Below are 22,058 nucleotides of genomic sequence, written 5' to 3'. Positions count from 1 at the left end.
TTCCGGCCCTCAAGTGGTCCTGGAAGAGGCCAAACGGTTCCGCAGGAACCGCAAGGCCGGCTGGCCGCCCGCAGCGACGCGACCTTCAGGTCGCATGAGCGAGGAACGCCATACAAGGTGACGCGGGATGGAGCAGCCCGGTAGCTCGTCAGGCTCATAACCTGAAGGTCGTTGGTTCAAATCCAACTCCCGCAACCACCGTATCATTGAAAACCCATGATTTTTTAACCTCACTGTTACCAGTGGGGCTTTTTGTGTTTCTTTCCGCAAGCAATTAGGAAGCGCCTTTGGGAGTATCGATTGACGTTTTGACGGGATCTAGGGGCTGGTTGAGGCGAAATGCGCAAGTTGAGGCGAATTTCTTGCGGGCAGTTTCCGCTGGATTGCGACACCTTCAACGGGCACCTTCGCGTTCGTCAGGTTACCTGAGAGGCAGGAGTGTGTGATGGGCGGGAAAACAGCGGTGATCATCATGCACGGCATCGGCGAGCAGGTGCCAATGGATACCATCAAGGGGTTTGTTGAAGCCGCGTGGACAACAGATCTTTCGCTGACGCGAAAGGGCAAGCCTCATCCCGACACCGGTAGCTTCAACCGCCAGAACAACGCGTCATGGGTCAAGCCAGACGCACGGAACCGCAGTTTTGAGCTAAACCGGATCACCACTGAGGAAAGCGTCGGCGGAGCGCGGATCGACTTCTTTGAATACTATTGGGCGTACCGCGTGACCGGCACGACTTGGGCACAGGTGCAAACGTGGCTTGGCTCTCTGGTACTCCGCAATCCGTGGAAGCGGGTGCCACGTTCAATCTTGCCGACTTGGATAGCTCTCTGCATGCTGACGCTGGTGGTTGGTACGGCGGTGTTGGCCTTCGGCCTTGACCTAGTCGACGCGGGACCGTCCGAACCAGCGCCGCTGACGAAGCTGGGCTTGGGCGCGGTGGCATTAATCAGCTCCAGCATTATCGCGGTAATGGTGAGCCACGTGGGCGATGTGGTGCGCTACGTCCAGGCGAAGCCAGAGAATATCGCGATCCGGCAGGCCATACGGGAAAACGGGGTGCAATTGCTCGAAAGCCTGATGGGGCGCAAAGAAGACGGCACATGGGGCGATGCCGATTATGAGCGGATCCTGGTGGTTGGCCATTCGCTTGGCACGATCGTCGCTTATGACATCCTTGCGCACGCATTTGCGCGGCTTGGGGAGCAGCTAGATGGCACGGTCACCTTCCAGCCATGCCGCGCAGCGCTCGAACAACATATTCGCGAAGGTCGAGAATCCGGCGGCGACGCTGAATGGACGACTAAATATCGCCGCTTGCAGCGTGAGGTCTTTGACGAGGCGCGTCGACATCGCAGCCGCTGGCTGGTCAGCGACTTTATTTCGATCGGCTCTCCGCTCACTCATGCGGAGTTCCTGATGGCCCGCGATCGCCCCGCGCTCGAGCGCGCTAAAGCCGTGCGCGAACTGCCATCGTGCCCGCCAATCCTAGAGTACGATGCAAAGACTTTCGATGCCCATTACCACTTCTCCTATCGCCCCTCACCGTTGGATAGTTTCGGCGACGATGCTGATCCGCGGTCACCGCGCCGCCCGCACCATGCCGCAATGTTCGCCTTTACTACCTGGACCAATATCTATTCTCCGCGATCCGCCATCATATGTGGCGACCTGATCTCTGGCCCAGTGGCCGAGGTGTTCGGAATTCAGGCAGATGATGGCTCGTATCTAAGCGGAATCAAAGACATATCGGTGCTTCCATGCACTGATGAGACCGACGTGACTGAAGCCGATCGCAAGCGGCGGCTGTTCACGCATCTCAAGTACTGGAATACCAAGGTGGCAGTCGAAGCTGGCGTGGAGCGAGTGCCGTTCCACATTCGGGCCTTGCGTGCCACGTTGGACCTGGGGCGCAAACCCGGCGCCTGAAGGCGTCTAATGCAAGGCTCCAGTTACTTCTTCTTCGAGTTCCCGACAGAATCCCCTTGCCATCCCGGCAAATGGCTAGGCGGCCGCACAACTCGTCTTTAGGTCCTCAATATCCTTCAATACGGTGTTCAGATGCAGCTGGGCGGTTGTGTCATCCGCGGCATCCAAGACTGGTTGCAAGCGGGCGAGGATCCGTCTCCGCCGAGGATATCGATCGTGCGTTCCGCGCGTATGTCATTGTTCCGGGCTATGACGGTGGACAGCGGCAGCTGGAACTCCCACCCGAACAGATCCTCCGGATTCGTCCCGCACGGATTGAGCAACAGAGGGTTCTCGCTGGCCACGTCCGCGAGGTGATCGACCACCCATGCATTGCTCTCGACCGGAAAGCGGTTCAGCTTGCCTGAAGCCACCAACGCCCTCGGCGCAGGATGTCCTCTCTCCTGTGGGCTTGCGTCAGGCGGGATGATGAGCTGTTTGCGAAGTGCTGGCAGCTCAGCAGCAGGTTCTCCCACCGCATGGCCAGTCACCAGTAGCCCGAGTGCTTCTTTGCCCGCTTCATCTGCTTCGGTAACTCTCTTCTCTGGCCGGTAATGCTCGATATCGCCGTCGTTTCATGCGGTGGCGAAGGTCTCGCAGTAGCCGCACTTGCGTCGAAATATGGTATCGATCAGGTTTCGTCCGTCATCGCGCAGCACAGGCGCCTCGGGATCGAGCATCCGCACCACGTGCAAGGTCCGCACTACAGACCGCGATCGAATGCGAAGCGACGCTGCGACTTCAGCCGGTCGTCGCTTTCGCACAAGGAGGTTCGCAGAGCGGCTTCGGTGCGCTCCATCCTCTCCGAGGAGAAAATCTTCGGTTTTGGAACTGAATTGCGATCAATATAGCGGACGCTTCCCAAATCCCTCCACTTCGACACACTTCTCGGCAGAGACTGGCACCTAGCAAGCATCGCGCGCAAAAGTGCCACGGGGAAACCTAGAGTGAACTGTCTTACTCTCTCAAGCACTTGTGACAAATTCATTCGAGGCTGCGTCGTAGTGCTTCTTGCCGAGCATACCGGCCGCTTCGAACTCGGCGATCTTGTCGCCCAGACGTTGGTTTCGCGATCCATAGTTGGCACTGTTTACTGTCAACAATGCTGCTCTCGGGTCGGGCTGTTTCAGTGCCTCCAGCACGGTCGTCTTGCTTCCACGACCTTGGTGATGGATGTCGGCGATGATCCCGCAAATCACGTCGCTGACACCGTCGAGATTGTACCAGCCGCTGTATAGTCTCGACATTTTGCGCTGAAGGATTTCTGCCGAGATCCGGACCTGTGCCTTGCGGCACTGCGGGTCGGCGGCAGTCCAATGCATCAGTCGCGCGGCGTTCAGGACTTCCTGCGAATCGATCGGCACCCGGAGTGGGTTGAGAAAGTTCATCAGGAACTGCAACTGACCGCCAAAGGGTTGCTCCAGGTTGGTGGTACTGCCGTCGTCCTTCACGCAGTGAACCTGGCTATTGATCAGTTTGAGTTCCGGAAAGTAGCTGTTCGCGCTGGGCAGGCGCAGTAGTTCGCGCAGCAGCAGGACGAAGTTGTCATTAGGCGTGTGTGCGGCCAGCTGATAGAAACCATAGGTGAACTTGGCCCGGTCGTAAGTGTTGACCAGATTGAAATAGTTGTCGCTCTCGCAATGCCCCGTAAGTTCCAGCAGCACCGCCCAGTGATCGATGTCAGTCAAGTGATCGGCAGCGCGGAACCGGCGCCCGTGGCGCATACTCGCGGGCTGGTGGATGCCGTAGTATTGCCGTCCGGCCTGCTGCACTTCGCGTCCGATGAAGAATTCGCTACCCGCAGCTTCGTGCAACTCCCTTGCATGCCAATCCCGGCCGTCCTTGCGAAGAGCAAAAGCCTTGCCCTTGTTCACGGTAGCACCCGTAAGGTCGACATCCAGTTTTATGCTCTCGCCTGGAATAGTGCCGAAGAAGAGGCCTTGGTCGCCAGCGTAGTTGTCCTGAAACACCTGCAAAAACCTCTCGGGTGTCCATTTTGCGACAGCATTAGCCGTGTTCGAGTAGTGATACACGTGTCCATTGCAGTACACCCCGACATGTTTCTGAGGGATATTGCCCATCCACTTGCGGGATAGCTCGACATTGTTCTTGCGCGTAACAAAGACCAATTGGGTGCGGCTGGGATCGGCATCGGAAAAGTTGCCGACCAAGGGACACTGCGCAAAGATCTCGTGCACGCGGATGTTGCCGGGCTTGCCAGCCCCGCCTTGATATTCCACGCAATTGTAGGTGAATGACAGACCGACGAGATGACTGACAAAATGGGCGCAGTGATTGTTGGCGTGGTTGTGAAAATGGTTGGGGCAGATTTTTTCGATTGGCTTGCCCACTGCGTTTTCGAGGTCTGCAATCAATCCCATAATTTCCCCCATTGTTAATCAGTATCGCCGCTGACCATGCTTTCGTGTCGGCGCGATGTTCAGCTGAGTTCGGTCCAATCTGCGAGACGTGGGGGCAGATAGGTGCCCCCGTCGTGTGAGATTTTCTGCAGGACGTAGCGCTCTGCCGGTGTTGTCTCTGCCCTGGTTCTCGGGACGAAATAGGTCCATCGTTCGTTCGCGACGAAGCGGGCAAAGCCCTGCAACAGGTCGCGCGGGTCGAGCAGGTCGCAATTGGTCGGAGCGGGTGACTGCACGAATAGCGGTGCGAAAAGACGAGGTCCGTCGGGCTTTGCCGTCGCAAGAGCGATCAGTGCGTAGCTCGCCTTGTTGCGCGGCAGAAACGAGGACTCGACCACTTCGAAGCGCATGGTAATGCCGTCTTGCTGGTCAGTTCGCCGGGCGCTCGTTTGGTTGATTGACACCACCAGCACCCCGCCACGCTGCAGTCCCTTAAATTCCGGCTGTCCCGGGGCAGCTTTCAGGCTGGCGCAATCGATCAGCGCCGCACAGATTCCGCTCTCCACCTGCCAGCCGGAGACCGGCTCCAGCACGATGCCTTCCTCCCCTTTCTCATCGCGCCGCGCGCTGAAATAGGTCAGCGAGACAGTCAGGTTCACCGCCTGCGGATCGACCACCCAGGCCAGCGTGAGCATGTCAGCGGCGCGCAGCTTCTCCCGGTCGGCGGCCATCGCGCGGCGCGCTGCCAGGCGGGAGGGCAATTGCAGCGTTTCGTTCAATGCCGGGTCCTCGAAGTGCAGATAGGCGGGCTGCAATGGCCCCTTCGCCCCTCGCGGGCTGACCGGCAGGCGCAGGGACACCACGCGCGCCATCCTGGTGTAGGTTTCGCCGCCGTCGTCCTCCTGCAAAACCAGTTGCAGTCGCAGCAGGCATTCGCCGGCCACTTCGAGGTTCTGCAGCGCCTGCAGGAAATCGGCAGGCACCGTGATCTCGTATTCGTCGTCGAGGAGTCTGACCTTCACAAGGTCGATGGGGAAGGACCTGTCCGAGAGTTTCAGTAGGACGTCCTGCACATGCCAGCGGGCACTGGCATGCGGCGTGCCTGCGGCCAGCGTGATGCGGAACCTGATCGGCCCGGCCCATGCCGGGTAGAACACGCCTTCTGCGGGAGACAGCAGCTCGCCTCTCCACAAGTGTTCGCTCATCGGCTCGCGGCCCAGGGCTGCCGAGCGCGGCCGCGCAAAAGGAGAGGCGGCGCGCGTGCCGTAGAGGGCAAAGCACGGATTGCTGCTGGCGGTGAAATTGCGCGGCGTGAACTGGTCTGCCCGCAAGCGATCCGCTGTGGCGATCTCCGGCGGGCGGGGCAGACGGCCGAAGAACGGCGTTTCGCCGACGACGAGCGGTGGCACGCTGTCTTCTTCTTTCCACGCGGCGCCGATCAGCATTCCCAGCCGACGGGTGTGCGCGGCGCCTGCGCGACCGGAAATGTCGCGCTCGGTCATGGCGGCAGGTGCGTAGAACTGTTCGCGCTTGGCGGGGCTTTTGGGCAGGTCGCGCGGCAATTGGCGCAGGAGGCCGGTCGGCAAGGTCGACGGCACCAGGCCCGCCGCCGCGGCTGACGCTGCGCCATCATCCAGCATCGGGGTGAGCCGCCGGGTCTGGCCATCCTTGTCGCCCAGCGGTTGCTGGGGCCGGAACGCGATGGCTTGTCGGCTGGCGAGCATGAAGCCCGCGTCCACGCTGTACAACCGGTCTGCGGCTCCGCTTTCGAGCGTCCAGCTGCGTTCCAGCGCATGGGCGGCAATGCTGGTCTCGGTTGCGGCCTGCTCGGCACCGTAGTCGTCTGCCCGGTAGGACAGGTCCAGCGCGCGGCTGGCGACGGCGCGATAACCGGCGGGCAAGGCCAGCCCCATGCTTGACCCGTCGACGGACCGGCGCGGATCGGCTGCTTGCGGCAGGTGACCTTGCCACGGACTCCCGAAGTTATAGGCGCGCCGCAGCCGGGCGACCTTGCCGGCATGGACGGAGTAGCGGCGCGTGCCGTCCTTGCCTGCCTCGATAATGGCCGCCACCCGCGACCGGCTGCCATTGCCAAGGAACAGCTGTTCGAGCCAGGTCGCCCGCACTTTCGCATCACCCACGTCCTGCGCCAGCTCGGCCCCTGCAACGCTGGAATAGGCCACGATGCGGTCGCCATGCGCGTCGGGTCCGATCACGCGGACGAGCTTGCCTCCCAACGTTTCGGGAGCGGTGGGTGGGGCGAGGATGCCGATCTCGTCCAACTGCGCCGCAACATAGTGGACGTAGTCCAGCAAGTTGTCCAGCGGACCGTGCCGGTCGTCCCACGCCGGTGGCAGGCCCAGCGCGATGGAACCGAGCGGTTTGCCGTCGTGGGCCATGGCGAACAGCGCGCCAAGGTCTTCGCCGGCCTGCGCGCTGACGTAAAGTGGTGCCTGGCCAGAAGCCGCAAGCAGGCGATCCGTCCACCCTTCCTTGTTCTCACCGACTTCTAGCGCTTTCCCCAGGCGGGCCCGCGCACCGCGCATGCTGCTGCTGCTTACCGGCTGGATTGGGACGCAGAAGCTGGCCGCCGAATTGACCGGCGTGCCAAGCCGGCCTGTCTTGGGATCGAACGGGCGCCGCGCCGCCAGTTGGCACAGCAAGGCGTCGCCGTTTCCGGGAGCATAGACAATGGCGCTGGCGCTTAGATCGAGGATCCAGCTGCCATCTGCCTGCCGTTCGAACAGGGCTGCATCCACCACCGGGAAGGCCACCTTGCCGCCATCGGTCGATACCAGCTGGTGGACGACATGGGCGGTCACGCTTGCCGACGCCCCCAGCGCGCCGACCTTGCTGCCGCCAAAGGCGATCGCGGCACCATGGCGCGCATCGTCAAGTTGCAGGCCGCCATGCAGATGGAGCGACAGTTTCCCGTTCGATCCGTTGATACGCAGGACCGGCGAACCGGGCTGGGTAAACCGCCATTCGGCATCGAGTTCGACCGCCGCGGCTTCGCCATCAGGCCGCTTGGCTGCCAGCGTGGTCACCAGCGTCCCGTCGCAATCCGCCTGCCCCAGCAGCCGGAGCCAGCAATCCGGGGCGAAGCTGCAGCTGCCGCGGTCCGCCTGCCAGGCCAGCGCCAGCACATCCTTGCGGAATTCCACCGCTGGTGCGGCAATCGAGCAGGTCATTTCGCCAGATTCGCCCAGCACCAGTTTCGCAGTCCGGGTACCGGCTGGCTGGTATGCCGGATGGTTGACCGTCACGGTCAGCCTGGCCGCCAGGTCACCTTCTGAGAGATCGGCGGTGAAGGCCCACGCCAGTTCGATACGGGTCTGGTCGCGATCAACGGCAACGGCGACAAGGTCACTGGCAATGCTGAAACGCGGATCGGTGGCGGGGGTCGCAGGTGGGCGGGTCGGATCGTGGCGCAGGGCAAACCTGTCATCTTGCAGGCTGCCGACCACCGCCAGCGGGACAGTGGCCGGTTCCCCGAACAGGTCGAAATGGAGCATGGCGTCGCCGATCGACAAGGCGGTTTCCGCGTTGCTGCCAGTGGTCAGCTTGCACGCAAGAATGGGCGGCACGGCGAGGTCCGGACTGTCGCTGACAACGTCCAGCGGCAGGTTGATGGTGGCATTACAGTCCAGCCAAGCGATCCAGCTGCCGTTGGCCCACTGTTGCACAACCAGTTCGATCTTGTCGTCCTTCTGTGCGCCAAGCTGCGGCAGGAAGCGGCCGTTGCGCACCAGGCCCATTCGGCCAGCGATGCGCCAGGTCAGCGGGCTTCCGTCACTGCCTTCCAGCGCGGCGCTGTGCAGGGGTTCGAAATAGAGTCCGCCCTCGCAGGCGATCAGCGGGGCATCCCCGGCGTATTCCGGTGGCATTTCATTGCCGACGATCCACCAGCGCAGCCCTTCGTGCTGGGCCGTGCCGATATCGTTCCACGTGGCGGGCGATGCCGTTCCCGCCACGCCCGTGGGCACGTCGCAGAAATGGAACCGCAGCGTCTGATTGCCGAACCGCGCCTCTGCCTCAGCGGCGAGCGAGACCAGACTGGTGGCGCCTAATGACCGCACCCAGCAAGCTCCGTGCAGCTCGGCTGCCTTCGATTGCTGGCCGAGCTGGTCGGTGAAAGCACCATCGGCCAGCGTCAGGTCGGCGGTGCCGAAGCGATAGCTATGGTTGTTGAAGGTGCCGTTAAGGCCGAGCATGTCCGAGGTTTCGGGCAAGCCGCCGAGCACACCTTGCGGATTGCTGCCAAGGGCAATCCGGCCGACGCGGACCAACTGGCTTGGCTGACTTGGTGGTTGCAGCACGGGGGCAAGGTCGAGCGTAACTCCCGCCAGTTGCGAGCCGCCATCGAAATCGTGGGTGAGCAGGAACCCGCCGCTGCCCCCGGTGACGCGGCGCAATAGATGCCGCCGGTCAGTCGCGGCAGTGGCGGCCAAGCGATTCAGGTCGCGCCAGGCGGCTGTGGCAGCGTGGTCGGGGCAGTTGTCGGGAGACGGGGTGAAGGCCCCATCGGACTCGCTGGCCGGGGCCGCGCCGTCCGTCGCATCGCCGCTGTCTTCGGCGGCGAACCGGGCCAGCGCGTGATATTCGTCGCGCCAGGCCAGGTCGTGCCGCAACTCGGCATGGCAACCGGCGCGAATGTTGCCGGACGAGGAGACCGGCCAGCCGAGGCCGGGTAGGTCCAGCCGCTTGTCATCGGCGATTGTGCTGGCGGGAAACAGCGACAGGCTGGGCAGGGAGAGCGAGGCCATGCCCAGTTCGCTGATGATGGTGCCGTCCAGCAGCGCGCATGTGAACTTGGGCGCGCGCTCGTGATCCTCCAGCTTCGCGTGCAGCCGGTCCATTTGCCAGCCCTCGCCAAGTCGCAAGCGGTAGCTGTTGCCGCTGGCTTGCGGGCCGAACGGGAGCAGTTCGCGTTCCCCGCCGGGCATGCGCGCGGCTTCGCCGGAACGTGCCAGCGGCAGGTTCTGCATCATCGCGGCGCGATCGTGCCGGACCCACAGCCACGGTTGCAGTTGCGGCGGGACGGTCTCGGCCGGCCGCTTGGGCGGGTGGGCAGACCGAATGGCGATATCGAGGTCGACCGTTCCCTCCAGGTTCACCGCGGCCCCGGCCTTTTGCGGCGCGGTGATTGTTAGCGCGTCCAACAGCACGCGGGCGCGCACGAAGCGGCGCGCGGGGTCGCCTTCGACTTCGGCGGCGTGTTGCCACATGCGTCGCTCGATACCGCGCAGGTCCTGCGGCGAAGTGGCTCGCAACCCCCGCGTGCGCAAGGCGCGTTCGGCGTGGTCGGGCAGCAGGCGTTCGCTGGTTTGCCGGAACGGCGTGACCAGCGGCATCCCCTCGACCTCCACCGAGCAGCCCACCAGTCCCGCGCAGGCAGCGGCGATGGACCAATGCGGCGGCATACCCTGGGCGGCCTGGTTGACGAGTTTGAGCTTGAACCACCCCTGTTGCCCGCCGACCACGCCCAGCGACCACTCGCGATGGCCGGCATCGTAACCTGGCAGGCTGCGCGCGTTGCCCATCAGGATGCCGCCGGCAACGCTACCGTCGGACTGTGCCGATGTGATTGTGGCCTCGTCGGCATCATCCTCTCGCAGGAGCCGGTCCAGCCCGGCCAGCGTCGCATCGGGGAAAGGGAGGTGCAGCCACCCGTTGTCGAGCGGCGAGAAAGTCCACAAGGCGCCGACAGGGTCGACCTGTTCGTCCGCTTCGACCACCCGCAGCGGCAGGCCCGCTTCGCGCCGCAGGGCGCTGGCCGTCTCCACCAGCGGAATGGCCAGCTCCAGCGGCTGCCCGGCGTCGCCGCTAGCGGCGATAGTGATGTCTTCCGAAGCGGATTTCTGTTGCCGCGAGTACCTGTAGGACAAGCTGGCAAGCGATCCTTGCCCCGCCGCCGCACCAGCCGAGATTTCGATTTCGCTGGCGCCGTCTCTCCTCCGGATCGAGACCACGCCCCCGGCAATCTCTAGGCTGGCGAGCGCCTGCGCCGCGGATCGCCCGGGGGTCAACCTGGCCTTGATGTAGCTGGTGCCGACTTGCACCTCACCATCAGCCGGGCGCGAGAGGGTTGCCAAGTCAGCCAGATCGCCAACCAACTTGTCGCCAAGCTTGATCGGTGTGTAGCGCCCTGGCCAGAAGAACTCGCGCGGATCGGCGGTCTGGTTGCGGGCAATGTCCAACCATTGCGGCCTGCTGGTGATTTCGGCGCCCAAAGCATCGTGGAGCAAAACATTGTCCAGCCCCCGGGCCGCCTTTTGCCACCCTGCAAGCAAGTCGCCATTTTCGTTGCCGGGCAGGTGGCTGTCGAAGCACAGGGCCAGCCCGCCCGTCACGGAGCCATCTGCGGAAGTCCGCGCGGTGACCTTGAACCAGCCCGAAACCCGGTCCGTAAGGTCACGCCACGGCAGCGCGATGCTGGCGAAGATGCAGAAGCCGTCAGGGTAGAGGTAGATCGACTGGCTGCCGTTGCCCGCTTCCGGTGTGAGGCCAAGGGCACGGCAAAGCTTGTCGATCAGGCCGCGCCGACCGACCGCCTGCTGTTGCGAGGTGCTGTCGAACACCGGAACCTCCAGCCAGCCAAGTGAGAGCTGGTAGAGGTTGGGGTTCCTGATCCGGCTGCCTTGCAGGCGTTGCAGGGTCAACGTGGAGTGTCGCCTGACCTTCTGCGCGTTCTTCTTGTAGTCCGGTACTGGAAAATAGTGGAACGGGTTCGCCGGGTATCTCGTCGTGCTTCGATAGACATCGACGGCGAAGACGTTCTGGTAGAAGTCGCCGAAGGTAGCTGGCGGCTGGGCAAAGAACTCACGCGGCAGGAACCGGTGGTGGCCCGGTTTCTGGTCCTTCGACTGGAGCTCTCCGACTAGCATGAATGACCAGTTGGCACCGTACAGGCGTACCGTTCCCGGCGGCGGGGGATCACGATAGGCGTAAACGATGTCCGAGCTCCGACTCGGTTTCAAGTACCGCTCTCGCGGCCACTTCCGCTCGTAAAGGTGCGGCAGCAGGCATTTCTGAACCTTGAAGATCATGCCTCGCGCCTCCCCCACTGCACTTGCCGGTAATTGCTCTTCTGCACCCAGACCGAGAATTGCTGCGATGCCATCGCCGCCCTTGCCTGCATCCGCAGGACGCCGGGGAAAAGGCTGGCAGCCGCGTCCCCTGCCTGCCGCGAGCGGGCGAGGATGGTCGCGCTGCCCAGCCGCGGCTGGGCGGTCACTGCCAAGGCCAGCGCCAGGAACTGGTCAAGGGCCGCATGCCAGCCATCATCCGGGCTACCCACGGTGGCAATGACCGCCATTGCACTGGTGGGCCGCTCGGCCAATCGCGTCCAGTATGGCCCGGCCGTCGCATCCAGCGCCCACAGATCCAATCCTGCCGCAGCGCAGGCATTCCACAAGGGCTGGCTGAGACCAGTATCATCCAGCATGCGCAGCGCTGCTGCGGGCGCATTTTCGATGGCGGTGCAAAGGTCCGATTCGATCCCGCCAATCGGTATGTCCGGCAGACCATGGGTTGCAGCCAGCGCGGCGGCCTTGCGCTCGCCGTCGAAGATCATGCGCAGGGCGACGGCAAGATTGTTCTGATTGATTGGCCCGTCAGTGCCGCCCGCCCGGGTAAGGGGGCGAAGATTCTCAAGGGCGAGCCTGCCCACCTCGACCAGCCGCAGTTGCTTCGCACCCGCCTCGTCAATGTAGCGATCCAGCCGCGCGGCCAGCGGCGCAAGCAGCGCAAGCCTGCCCGTGACAGGCAACGCCGTTGCGGCAAATACGGCTTCGCTACCCTCTTGCGAAGGGTCCCGCGCCAACGAACTCTCCGGCACATCGACACTGGCGCTGCTGGTCTCGCCGACCTGCCCGATGGTGCACGACAGCTGCAGGCCTGCGTCCCACTGGCCGGTTTGGGGCTGTTCCAGCGTGCAGGCATAGTTGGCGCTGTTGCACGCCTCGATCGCGAATAGGCTGTCTCCCTCCGCCACTGGATGGACGATGGCCAGCGGCAGGGCGTTGTCGGAAACGTCCAGCGTCAGCGTCAGCCGAGCTTCGTAGTCCGGTAAGCGGCCATAGCCCAAGTATATATCTTCCTGCGCCCGCTCGCCTGCATCGTCGAGGCTTTCGAAGTAACGGGGGAAACGAACCATGAGGCGAACCGCTTCGCGTCTGAAATGGTCCGCCAGCGACAGGTTGCCTCCCAGTGTCGACAGCTCCTCCAGCCAGCAGGCGATCCGGGCATTGACGGCCGTGAATGGGCTCTCGAAAGCAGTGCGAGCGGGCTCCGCCCGGCTCAGCGTGATGTCCTGCGTCTGCGACAACCCGGATGCCGGCCGCGCCAGTTGCGCATCCATGATTGCGGAGTGCCGCAATCCGGCACTGGCATGCCAGCGTAGGGTGGTTTCGTAGAAGTAGGGCTCGCAGCGGAACAGCCGGCTGGTGGCGCCGAAACGGGCAGCCGGGATGTCCAGCAGGAAGCTGGCATCGGCCGCGGTGAAATTCAGCCGTTCTGTGCGCGCGGGGTGCTTGGGTTGCGAGAATTCCGGAGGCTCGGCGTTGCCGACGATCCGGGCGGCCCATGGTTCGTGGACGAAATGGCGCGAAGGCAGAAAGCTTTCGCCGCGGTAGTCCAGCTTGCGTGCCAGCGTCAGGCTGGATTGCTGGGCCCCGTCCTCTGCATGCAGCGCAAAAACCAGCTCGTGGTGCCCGATCCCATCGTCGCTGGTGACCAGCCGTTCGCCGAGCAGCTGGGGCGGCTCCACCTTGCGCACGCGGGGGAGGTAGTAGTGGGTCACGGCTTCCGGCACTTGCGCTGCCTCTGCACGGTTCGCGCCATTGGCGGCCATGGTTCCCAGCAGGCGATCATAGCGGCCGATGGCGGCGACATAGGTTGAGCGGGTGGTTGCCCATTGCAGATTGAGCTTGCGGTTCACGCTGAAGGTCCCGTCGGCACTGGGGGCCAGCGTCGAGACGGCCCCGGTCAGCGGTGCGGCCGTGGCAGCGTTGCGCTCCTCAAAGCGGAATGCGGCAGGGGCAGGCGCGGCCGCATCGAGCGGCGCAACGCTGAAGAAGCGGCGTGCCCAGTTAGGATATGCCTTGTTGATCCTGGCGTGTTCGGAATCCTCTGGCGGGTTGTCAGGCGAGGGTTCCAGTCCGAAGTAGCGGTACAACTCGTCGGGGGCGTTGCTGCCATTGTCGGGGGCAGAGGCGAAGCGGCCATGCGGCCAGAGCGGAAAATCGCCTTCCATTCCGGACCCGGTTTCAGCGCTGTTTGCCGCGACCAGAGAAAGTGGCCGGTCGAGGATGGACACAACCAGTCCTTCCACAACGGAAGGTCCCGCTGGCTTGTCCTCGTCGTGCCTATCCGCCGTCGGCCAATCCGTCTCGAGCGCATCTTTGAGCCAATGCAGATCCGCGGTTCCGCCGCCTTCGGTCTGCATTGGCGCCTTCACTAGGATCTCTGCAGCGGGACCTTGACGGAGGCTCTCCGGCCCACCTTGAGGATCGCGCTTCAGTTCTTTCAGGACTGCGCGCAACTGGTTGAAAGTGAGGTGGGCCAGTGAGATCGTTTCAACTTGAAGTGTTTCGGCCGCGCGTTGCAACAGTGTTTCGTCTACCGTTACGCCCAGGAACTGCACCGCGAAGGAGGTGTCGTTATCATTCGGCGGCGGCAAGGCTGCTATCTGCGGCAAGCGGGCATGCAGGTAGGCATGGGTCGGGCGAATGGTCGGGCGCAAGGCCAGCTGCACGCGGTCAAGCGCGAGATCATCAAGCGACCGGGCGCTGGCCGAGGCGCTCGCCCCGGCATCTGCACGGAGCGGAATATCCAGCATCAGGTGCGGTCCCAGCTCCGGATACTGCTTTACCAGTGTCTGCGCGCATTCCTCGCAGGCATGCAACAGTTCGCTTGCCGCAATCGGCTGGAGGGTGTGACGTTTGCGTGCGGACAGTTCTCGCGCCAGTCCTAGGTACCACAGCGAGGCCCAGCCATAGGGGTCAAGTTCGGGCAGGTTGCCGTCTTTCAGCCAGGCGCTGTGGCTGCCGTGGTCCTTGTCCGGCAGGCCGGCGGAAACCACCAGCTCAATATCGTCGCCCAGTTCGGCCCGCAGCGCCTTGACCAGCTTGGTGAGGAACTGGTGCAACTCGGGCTGCGCATAGCCGGCTTCGTTGTCGCCTTCGTCTTCTTCCGCAGCATCGACCGGACCGGGTGCCGGCCATACAAGCTCCGCATCGCTCCACGAATACCACGAGCGAGAGGCGTCTGGCAGCGGTCGACGGTCCCCGCGCGCGCGCTTGCCAGCCAGAAAACCGATCAGGCTGTGCTGCGCGGGATACCAGGCTTGCCAATCCTGTGTCGCACCCAGGGTTTGCGGAGTAGCGGCAGCGATGGCGGGGTCGACGGCGTCGAACACGGCAATCTCCCGTGCCCGGTCAATTGCCGAACGCTCGGCATGATCAAGGTTATCCAGCCCGTCTTCGCTCGCTTCCATCAGGCGGAAGCCCGCAAAGGCGGTCAGCGGCACGTTATCCGACGCTGCGCCCAGCGGCATGTAGCCACACCAGCTGGCCGACACGACCCGTTCGTCACTGGTAGCCTCGATATAGTCGATCGAGAGGCCGGAACCCTCTTTGCCCTCGTCCTTTATGAAGGGCACCAGCATGGTGCCGGCCTCTACCTGTGGCCGGAACAGGACCGGGCCGGACAGGCGTTGCGGCCATTCGAAGTGATCCAGCTGCACGCGCGTTGTGCTATCGGTTGCAGCGGCGGTCGTGTCCTCCGGCCCTGCGTACATCTCCAGCGGCACCATGCTGGATGCGGCGGCATGTTCCTTGCCCGAAATCTCGCGTACGGTGATTGCGCGCAGGAACAGCTGCCACGCGTGGCCACCGCTCTTGGCTGCGCTATCGCGATTGACCAGCGAATCCCGCAGCGCCTTCTGTTCGGTGCCCGCCAGCGGCCGACCCTCGTGATCGCGCCAATCGGAAGTCCCGTCAGCATCCGCTCGGGGGAAGGTCCAGCTGACGTTGCCACCGGCCGTCTCGTCCGCGGCTTTGGTTTCAAACCGCAGGCAGAGGTCCCCCGGGCGGGGGCTGGGGTCCTCGCCGATGTTGCCGGTGCCGTCCTGCGCTGCCGATCCGGCTTGCGGGTAATGGCCCAGTGGCACGTGTGCCAGCTTGCGGCAGACCAGTTCCCAATGGGTGGTTGCTGCAATACCTTGCTGATTGGGCAAGGGCGGCCGTTGCCACTTGAGCCGGGCAACGAACACGTCCTTGTCCGGCTCATCCTCGGCGAGTTCGCACGTCAGCAGCAGTTCGGGCGCATCGGGCGGCAGCGGCGTGAGGCGCGGCTCCAGCCTGGCGACGATGGTGAAGGGTTCGCCCACCTCGCCCGCTTGGCCGTGCGGTGTGACCACGGCCAACACCTGTGCCAGCTGCTGCCCGTTGCTGCCATCGCGGCCAAACAATTCCTCGGTCCGGATGGTGAAACTGTAGGGCGTCTTCAGCTCCTTGCCGGGTTCCTTCCCATCTTTCGAGGATACGAGCAGCACTGAGGGCAGGACTTCGCGCTGAAACAGCGGCCGCGAGGCACCCGCCGCGCCGCCCAGCGGGTACAGTTCGATGCTGTAATGGCTGACGAAGCTTTCGACATCCGTGCCGATACCGGGTGCCGCGCTAGGTCCCTCGCCATCGGTCCAGTCGAGTTGCCACGACAAGGCGAAAGTTTCCTCGTCGAAATGGGCGATCGGGGGGCTGGCCAGGCGGACGTTGTTCCCATCGAGTCGTGCCTTTTCGGGTTCCACTATGGGGCGCAGCTTGCCACCCTTTGCGGGGCTTTCGAGGAAACTGATCTCGGGCGTGGCGTCGACATGGTGTTCGCGATCCCGCACCCAGGCCGGCAGCGCGCCGGTCGCCAGCAGCACCATGCCGCTGTGCCACACCGTGGCCGTCGAACCCGCAGCTGCCTCAAGTCGCTTGCTCACGTCTATGGCGCCTGCGCGGCGGTATTCGTCGATATCCTGCTGGAACTGCTTGAGCAGGAAACCCTGGTTGCCCAGTGCCGCGTCTTGCCATTGCTTGTCGGTCAAGGTGAAGTCCGGGCCTTCGTCGACGGCATCGGCTTCGTCTTGCTCGATCGCCGCGGCCAGTGCCTGGTCGAAAGGATCGTTGGTATCGAGCGCTTGCCGTTCGAAGCGCGGACCATTGCCCAAACGGCTGTCGGACAGCTGATCCTCGGGCGACGCGGCGATGTCGCTGGCCGGCGCTTCAAGATCTGTCTGTTTGCCGGTGAATTCGAACGGGAAGCTCTTCGCTTCGCGGTCCTTTGGCATGTAGCAGCCAGCGATCATGCGCCGCAGTTCAAGCTTGCCACCATCCAGATCAGGGCCAGGTGCATCGTTCTCGCCCTGAACGGGCAGCACAGCCCTGTCGCGGCAGATGATATTGTGCGTATCGCCAGTGACTTCTTCCCATTCCTGGGAGCTTGGAGAGATGGCGTAGAGTGATGAATCGGGCTGTGCCTGAAGGTTGGTGATTGTCGCCCATACCGGCGGATTGGCTTCATTCTCGGTTTGCGGGGGCAGGGGGTAGAAGCCCAGCGCCGCGCCGTCTTGCGCTGGCAGCGGCATGATCCACAACAGCCAGGCTGGCGTGCCGTCGGTCAGCCTGGTCTCGATGGTAGCGACCGCATATTCGGCATCTGCGTTGGCGCTTTCACCGTCGGTGCTCGCGGCATAGATGTTCACTGCCGTCGGTGACGAGAGCAGACGCGCCGTGCCTTCGATCACCGCCGGGTCGGCAAGCAGCGCAGAGGCTGCCGTATCCGATGGCGGCCTGCCAACCGGGTCCAGCATGGAGTGCGTGAACCTGGCCATCTTGCTGCGCGCTTTGTCGACCGCGTCTTCGTTCACGCCCACGTGCACGCCCACCCGCAAGCGGCGTCCGAAAGCCTTAATCGAGACAGTGGCGCGGCCTTTGAAGCCCAGTTCCCGTCCGTCTACAAAACCCAGCTCAAGCGCGACAAGGATCTGCAAGGAAACGGAGAACCCGATCCGGATCGTGATTTTCACGAACCCGGCCTTGATGCGCATCCACGCGCTGACCGAGAAACGCACGTTCACATCGAACGACGTACGGGCGTAAACGTTGGTGCCGGTTAGCGGATTGCGCAGGTCCTGCGCCAACATCAATTGCGCGGATAACCGCACATCGGCCTGCGCGGAAATCTCCATGCCCAGGCTTCGCCCGCCCGCCTTGGCGCTAAGGCCCAGGCCGCCCCGCGCGGAGAAATAGACGCCGTAGACCGCGTGGCCCTGCTCCACCGCGTACAGTATGCCGCCGCGGCATTGCAGGTCCAGCGGGCCCAGCTTGATGCGGTAGACCAGCCGGTCCTTCCAGCCGATTTCACCGCGCAGCCGCCCCGGCTCTGCCAGCACGGCCGCCTGCCACTGCACCGGTTCCAGTATGGTGCGAAAGAGCTGCGTCAGCGGGTCCTTCTCTGGACCGTAGTAGGCGTTATTTTCCTTGCGGGCGAAGGCCAGCAGCCGCTGCTGGCTGGGCGAGAAGCTGAGGAAGCCCTTGGCCAGCGGGCGCTGCAGGATCTCCGGCTTGCTGCGGAAATCCTGGTAAGAAACCGGCAGCCACAACTTGGCGCCCGCTACCAGGCCATCCTTGTCCATCGCCGCCAGCGCCTGCACCATCACGGTGCGCAGCTTCGCTTCCTTCTCGGCGTCGTACTTGATTGGGTCCTTTTGCGCCGTTCCCAGCGTGAAGACGCCTTCAAGCGCGACGGCCCAGGTGCCGTCATACTTGGTAACCCAGCTCTCCGGCTTAGCCAGCGTGTAGTGCTGGTCGAGCGCCTTGAGCAGATAGTCCTTCAGTGCCGGAACGGTGCTGGGCCGTTCGGCCAGCAACGGCAAGGTCATGCGATAGCCGAAGCCCAGTCCCGCCTGCCGCAGGTAGATCGGCAAGGGCGCAAGCTGGTAGGACAGGCCGGCACCCTCCACTGCGATGAACCACGCGCGCCGCCATGGCTTGCCGGGTTCGCGGATGCGCATGAAGGCAAATGCCGCAGCGATGTGGGGAAAGCCCGGGATCGCCAAGCTGCCGCTTCCGATGAAGCCCTTCTGAGTCTCGTCGTCGCGCGAATCCACCGAACCGCTGATCTCGTACCCGGCATCGCTGCGAATGGTAACCGTCAGCTTGCCGAATTCGATCTGGGGTACGTTCTCATTGTCCTTCGGCATGCCGAGGTAGAGCCGGTGAAAATCGATTTCTGCCGAGATAACGTCACCGCTGTCGGCAAATTCGCATTGTCCGCCCAGTATGATGGCCGGCTTTCTATTCTTCCCGCTATCGAAATCGTGCATGGGCGCGAAACCGAACGAGCGCAGCTCCATCTCGAATAGGCCGAACACTGAAAAGCGTTTCGGCGTCTTCAGCTCGACGATAAATTCCAGGTGATCGGCGAACTCGTCGCTCAGTGGGGCACGCACGAATTCCACCGAGATGGAGCCGAGGTTTTCCAGCAACCCGCTGGTAAATTCATCTGCCCCCGGCTTGAACGTCGCGCTGCCAGAAATTTCGAAGAACCAATGGCGGCCTTGTTCCCCTTCGCGCAGGTAGCGCAGCGAGAGGGCGTCGATCTTGAAGACGTAGCGCAGGTCCTGCGTTTCGATCGGCTTGCCCGGCTCCTGCAATTCGCAATAGGCATCGTCGATCCGGATCGCGCCGCCTTTCTTGCCCTGCGAGAGGGTGAAGCTTACCTTCACCGGCGTGCGCGCCAGGATATCCGGCAGCTTGCCTTCACCGCCAATCGTAAGGCGGCGCATCACGCTGTTGGTGACCAGCAGCCGCGCCTTGCTGAGGGTGAAGCTGTTGGACAGGCCTTTCAGCTTCACGCTGGCGGTCTTCAGCGCTGCAGCAATATCGAACCCGCCGGGGCCGATACGGAAGTGGTCGACATCGAAGGTCAGCGGTTCATCGCCGAAATCTTCGTATCGCAGGACGGCGTTGACGCCCTCTGCCAAGGCGATTTCGAATTTGCCGCCGGTCAGGTCGAGGGTGAGGAAGGCGGCCTTGCCACTGGCGTCCTGCTCTTCCGGAATCGGGCGATAGAAGGTCGCCTTCAGGCCCAGCAGGTCGATTTCCTGCGAATATTGGTAGTCGCCAGGCTTTTCGGGGAAGCCCATGCGCGTGGCCCAGGCGGGCACCTGCTCCAGCTTGCTCTTGATGTCGAACCCGCCGCCCTTTTCCAGGGTGAGCGACATGTCCGATGGGTCGAAGCGGAACTGCGCATCGCAGCTGATATCCTCTTGCTCGGCATCGCCGAAAATATCTGCCTGGATGGTAAGCTGCGCGTTGACCAGTAGTGGCGGCAGGAACGTATTGTCGGCGGGGGCACCCGCCTCCAGATCGCAGCAGATACTTGTGATCTTGAAGGAAATCGGGAAGCCGGCCTTGTCGGATGACGACAGCAGCGAACGCAGGCTGCGCTCTACTGCGGCCTGGATCGACAGCTGCCACTGATCGCCCACCAGCGGGTTGGGCGATCCGAAATAGCCCGGGTGCAGGCGCAGCGGCGGCACCGGCGGGGCGGGCCGTTTCGGCAGGTCGGTGCAATTCTGGTTATCGGTGTGCAGATCGGCCAGCAACGGCACAAACGGCAGGGCATTGCGATAGGCGCGCAGGACCTTGGGGTGCTTGCCCAGTTGCCAGCTGGTCACGGCCAGGGCGACCTTGTCCGCTCGCGCAGCCAGGCCCAGTTCCAAGAACGGCGGCTCCTTGCGGGGGGCGGGGGGCTGGCCGGCATCGGGCTTGGGGGCGGTCGGCAGCAATTCGCGCTGGTCGCCATCGCCCATCGACAGGTCGATGGCCGCGTGGACCACCGGGACGGGCGCTGCTTCCGTTCCCCCGCCGTAGAGGTGCAGCAACGACAGCACCGGCTGCTCCCCCGCCGGCTTGTAGAACAGGATCGAGCGTGCTTGCGGCTCGGCAATGCGAATGTCGAGCAAGGGCAGGTCAAGCCGATAGGCGGCCCGCTTGACCGGCAGCGGAGCGGTGGACCCGCTGGCCGGCTTTGGCAGGGTGAGGAGGACTGCGCCGCTGGCAAGTGTATCCGAACAGTGCTCGTCCAGCGCAAGGGCCGGCGGATTGGCGGAAGGCGCGGCCCGAGGCTCGGCTGCGGGCGCGGGCGCCGTCTCGTCGAACCACTCGATGCGCGCTTGCAGGTCATCGCCGCCGGAACCGCCGAAGCGCGCCACCTCCAGCGCCACCACCTTTTTGTCACCGGGTGTGGAAGGACCGGCCTGCTCGGGAACGAGGCCCGGCACCATGCTGGCCAACTTGTCCAGCAGGGCACCGCTCTGCTGGCGCCAGGCCACCAACAGGTGGCCTTCGAGATCGAACTGGCCCTTGATGAACTCAAGCGGGAACTCGCTGTCCGGATCTTCGTCAGGGGGTGGTTCCGGGGCCTTTGCCTCGCTGTACTTGGCCACTGTGTGATGCGGCTTCTGATAGCGAACGCGCCATTCGGAATCGGCATTGGCGAACAGTTGGAATTCCTGCGGACAGGTCAGCAGGGTCATATCGCGCAGGTGCAGTCGCAGGGCATCTGCCTGCCACAGCGGCTCTTCGGCAGACCACAGCGATGACGTAAGCGAAACGTCACCGGCTTCCAGCACAAGTTCCGGACAGGCGCCCTTGTCGTTGCCGAAAATGCCTGCTGTCAGCCGCCATGCCGAGGCACGCAGCTCCAGCGCACCGAAGGGAAGGCTGATGGCATCGGGCTCGGTCGGGGCTGGATCGACTTCGCGCGGATACTTCGCTTCGAACAGGGTGGCAGTGTATTGGTACTTGCCGGTTCCGGCGTCGTAGGTCAGCGCCAGGTCGACGTCGGAGAACTCATACTGTCCGCCGGTCAGCTTCCATTCCAGCACCGGTTTGTGGGCGCGGGCCTGGATCACCTTGCCTGCGCCAGCCGTGGGTTGGCTCAGGATGACGTAGGCCTCGCGGAAGCGGATGCCGAACGGCAGGCGCGCGCGCAGTGGCAGGGACAGGTTCCACGGCGGCAGGCGTGGCAAGTCCGGGAAATCGGGCGGGTCGGGCAAGTCTTGCAGCAAGCCGCCCAGCCAGGCGAACAGGCCGCGAATATCGCCCGGCCAGCGCCCCAGTTCGACCAGCGGCAGCGGGAACCAGCCGGTGCTGCAGGCGATGAAATCCAGGTCCAGCCGCAGTTGCAGCGCCCGTGCGCCGATCGCCTGCGTCCGCGCGGGCTCGTAAATGCACGAAATGCCCGCTGTCAGCGTCAGGTGGGCGTCCACCTCTGCACCCAACTGGCCGCTGGGAAAGGTCCATGCGCCCTTGGTCTGGGCATCGATTGTCCAGTCCAGGTACAGCGCGAAATAGGGGTGGTCGCAGGTGTAGTCGCCGCCCGCCGGTGGCTGGCGCACGACGATGCGCACGGCAGCAAGTGTGGCATTTGCGTGCGGCTTGAACCCCATCAGGCCCAGCTGGGCGAACGCATCCCGGCCCGCATCCGCGATACGCCAGGCGCCGTCTCCCTCGTCTTCCTCGACTTCGAACGAGGCGCTCTTGCTGCCCGCCTGCACCGTCAGCGAGAGCGCGCCCGAGGCATCCGACAGGCGTAGCGCCAGTTCCAACACGCCGGCCGGATCGCCCTCTTTAGGGAGGTGCTCGACGACGAAGGCGTGGTCAATCATGTCC

6 protein-coding genes and 1 tRNA gene are annotated in these 22,058 nt (G+C 63.7%); 2 read left to right on the top strand and 5 right to left on the bottom strand.

Going from position 1 to position 22,058, the window contains the following annotated elements:
- Window positions 1–121 precede the first annotated feature (121 nt).
- Both BZF59_RS05690 and BZF59_RS05685 read left to right on the top strand, forming a co-directional pair.
- Window positions 122–198 (top strand) — tRNA-Met (locus BZF59_RS05690).
- A 247-nt stretch (window positions 199–445) separates the two neighbouring features.
- Window positions 446–1,930: a hypothetical protein gene (locus tag BZF59_RS05685; RefSeq protein ID WP_086607274.1), complete on the top strand. Its 1,485-nt coding sequence runs from the start codon at window positions 446–448 to the stop codon at window positions 1,928–1,930.
- A 128-nt stretch (window positions 1,931–2,058) separates the two neighbouring features.
- Here the strand turns inward: BZF59_RS05685 and BZF59_RS16345 are convergent, their stop codons facing one another.
- The 5 genes from BZF59_RS16345 to BZF59_RS05665 form a co-directional block, all read right to left on the bottom strand.
- Window positions 2,059–2,343 (bottom strand): hypothetical protein, encoded by a 285-nt coding sequence (locus BZF59_RS16345; RefSeq protein WP_143738104.1) that lies wholly within the window; start codon window positions 2,341–2,343, stop codon window positions 2,059–2,061.
- 201 nt (window positions 2,344–2,544) lie between these two features.
- Window positions 2,545–2,673: a hypothetical protein gene (locus BZF59_RS16480; RefSeq protein WP_281251637.1), complete on the bottom strand. Its 129-nt coding sequence runs from the start codon at window positions 2,671–2,673 to the stop codon at window positions 2,545–2,547.
- 261 nt (window positions 2,674–2,934) lie between these two features.
- On the bottom strand, window positions 2,935–4,350 hold the full coding sequence (locus tag BZF59_RS05675) for a hypothetical protein (protein ID WP_086607272.1): 1,416 nt from the start codon (window positions 4,348–4,350) through the stop codon (window positions 2,935–2,937).
- Between the two features lie 59 nt (window positions 4,351–4,409).
- Window positions 4,410–11,378, bottom strand: coding sequence for a hypothetical protein (locus BZF59_RS05670; protein WP_143738103.1), 6,969 nt, complete (start codon window positions 11,376–11,378; stop codon window positions 4,410–4,412).
- Window positions 11,375–22,054: a hypothetical protein gene (locus tag BZF59_RS05665; RefSeq protein ID WP_086607270.1), complete on the bottom strand. Its 10,680-nt coding sequence runs from the start codon at window positions 22,052–22,054 to the stop codon at window positions 11,375–11,377. Before BZF59_RS05665 ends, BZF59_RS05670 begins: the two co-directional genes overlap by 4 nt.
- Window positions 22,055–22,058: the final 4 nt, after the last annotated feature.

This window comes from Erythrobacter donghaensis (assembly GCF_002155425.1).
Taxonomy (GTDB): Bacteria; Pseudomonadota; Alphaproteobacteria; order Sphingomonadales; family Sphingomonadaceae; genus Erythrobacter; species Erythrobacter donghaensis.
Note: the sequence above shows the minus strand (reverse complement) of the source record. Positions and strands in the feature narration are given on the sequence as shown.